The sequence below is a fragment of the Microcystis sp. M53602_WE12 genome, from assembly GCF_030065455.1.
Taxonomy (GTDB): domain Bacteria; phylum Cyanobacteriota; class Cyanobacteriia; order Cyanobacteriales; family Microcystaceae; genus Microcystis; species Microcystis aeruginosa.
In genome coordinates, this window is the sequence record NZ_JASJFB010000827.1 from 1 (window position 1) to 2337 (window position 2337).

Genomic DNA, 2337 nt, shown 5'->3' on the forward strand with positions numbered 1-2337 from the left:
CGATCATCAATAACCACCTGTAAACGTTCTTGATTACTAACGGGTTTGAGAATAATAGCACTGTCAGAACCGAGAATTTCTGACGCTAGACGTTTAGCGATGTCGATTTCCAATCCTTGCAGATTACCCTGAGAATCAAGGAAAGCGAGGGGAGGGAGATTATTTTTGACAGCGACAATTAATTTTCCCCGGCGTATAATTGTATCGAGATCGGCGCTAAAACTTGGGGCTACACCCAAGAGCAAAAAACCAAGAATCAATAACAAATTTTTCATACTGTTTTACCTAAACTAACTCGATTCCTACCTTGATTTTTAGCGGCAAACATGGCACGATCAGCCCGCTCGATCACCGCTTCTAGATTATTATCTTCAGGGCTAAATGTTGCCACACCAATACTAGCAGTAACTCGCACTTTTTGTCGATCAATTTCAATATTTAACTTGTTAATTACTTGACAAATGCGCCAGGCTGTGGTAGCAGCATCTTCAAGATTAGTTTCTGGGAGAATAGCGACAAATTCCTCGCCCCCAAAGCGCCCAAAACTATCCACTTGACGCAGACAGTTTTTAATTGCCCCAGCGACAGTAATTAAAGTTTTGTCCCCTAGGAGATGACCAAAGGTATCGTTAATATGTTTAAAATGGTCGATATCAATGAATACAAGCGAAAAATAACGATGATAACGACGACATCGTTGCAATTCTTTCTCGCCCAAGGCGAGAATCTCTCGACGATTATTTACCCCAGTTAGGCTATCAGTTCTGACTAGCTTTTCTAGTTGATAATTGATATTTTTCAGTTCTTCTTGGGTTTTTTTCAGTTCTAAATGAATTTTAACTTTGGCTAACAGTTCCCAACTATAAAAGGGTTTATTTACGTAGTCCACAGCCCCAGAATTAAAAGCATTGATAATATCTTCTTTTTCCTCACTATCTGTTACAAAAATAATCGGTATATGAGCGTATAAAGCATTACTTTTTAGTCTTCGACAAAGTTCTATTCCCCCCATCTCTGGCATCATTAAGTCAAGAAGAATTAGGTCAGGATTAGCAGTTTCTACTCGTTCTATTATTGCCTGTTTAACACTACTAGCATAAATAGTGGCATAACCAGCAGAATCAAGAATATTCACAGCCAATTGGAGATTTTTACCGACATCATCAACCAATAAAATTAGACAGTCTTCAGCACGAAATTTAATCATCATCAGTAAGTATAGGTAATTAAGTTAAGGACAAAATAGAGATAAGTACCTAGGCAAAATTAATTACATACTCGCCTCCAAAATTGTCCAGCACTTTTTTAACGTAAGCGAGGAGGCTCTTTCGGTCTTTATAGGCGCTAAATTCAATCCATTCATATTTTAAAAATCTCCATAATATTTCAATTAAATTTAAATGAGGTGAATAAGTGGGCAACCAAAATATTTTCAAGTTTTTCTTTTCCCATTCCTCAAGTTTCTCCATAAATGCATCGCTGGTATGAATGGAAGCTTGGTCAATTATTATGACGGTTTTTTTCTGTATATTTTGGCAATATTTATCCAGAAAATTAATAACTATCTCGCTAGTAACCGTTCCGACCTGTGTCTCATAAAATAATTGATTATCTCGTTTCATTATTCCTAAAATATTTAGTCTTTTACCTTCAATTGGTGGTAACTTTATCGTGGTTTTTTCTTCTTGCCAAGCGTAAGGAATACAAGGCTTTGAATCCCATCCCATTTCATCCAAATATCCTATCTCAATCTCTCCTCTTTTTTCCTGTTTTTTTAGTTCTTCTAAAATAGGTAGTTTGACCTCAAGCTCCCACTCATCAGGGGTTTTGGCGACCCCTCTTCTCACCCTTTTCCACCTCATGTTGATTTTTTTTATGAGTCTTTTTATCGTGTCTTTGCTTACGGTTAATTTCCATTCTTCTACAATTTTTATCTGGATTTTTTTTAAGCTTTTCGGTTCTTCTTTTACCCAGTCAATAACTTGTTGACCTTGTGCTTCTGTCAATTTAGGTTTTCTCCCTCTTCCTCGACGATTATAAAAACCAATTAGTTTTCTATCTTCCCAGGCCGTCAACCAATTATAGATGGTCTTTCTCGTAACTCCAAATATTCCGCTCAATTCTTCTATCGTGGTTCCCTGAAAACTTAAGAGTATACATTTCGCTCGCTCTCTTACTTGATGATGTTTACTAGCTCGATAAATTCTCTCTAGCATTTTCTGGCTCTCGGGGTTTAGGTCTCTAATCAATCTCATTGTATTTTCCTGCTGCTTCGTTTTTTTATGTATTATACTTCTTAATTTTTTATTTGGGTAATTAATTTTGCATGACTACTTA

3 protein-coding genes are annotated in these 2337 nt (G+C 36.5%); all 3 read right to left on the bottom strand.

Annotation, left to right across the window (positions count from 1 at the left end; translation table 11 throughout):
- Positions 1 to 275, bottom strand: a 275-nt coding sequence (locus PX482_RS25410; protein WP_288123190.1) for a transporter substrate-binding domain-containing protein, incomplete at its 3' end; no start/stop codon positions are given.
- Positions 272 to 1207 (bottom strand): GGDEF domain-containing response regulator, encoded by a 936-nt coding sequence (locus tag PX482_RS25415; protein ID WP_043999403.1) that lies wholly within the window; start codon positions 1205 to 1207, stop codon positions 272 to 274. The genes PX482_RS25410 and PX482_RS25415, both read right to left, overlap by 4 nt.
- A gap of 49 nt (positions 1208 to 1256) precedes the next feature.
- Positions 1257 to 2255: an IS630-like element ISMae24 family transposase gene (locus PX482_RS25420; protein WP_288025072.1), complete on the bottom strand. Its 999-nt coding sequence runs from the start codon at positions 2253 to 2255 to the stop codon at positions 1257 to 1259.
- Positions 2256 to 2337: the final 82 nt, after the last annotated feature.

Bases quoted from the DNA above. Each gene is read 5' to 3' on its own strand.
- PX482_RS25415 (WP_043999403.1), bottom strand. From the start codon at position 1,207: ATGATTAAATTTCGTGCTGAAGACTGTCTAATTTTATTGGTTGATGAT.
- PX482_RS25420 (WP_288025072.1), bottom strand. From the start codon at position 2,255: ATGAGATTGATTAGAGACCTAAACCCCGAGAGCCAGAAAATGCTAGAG.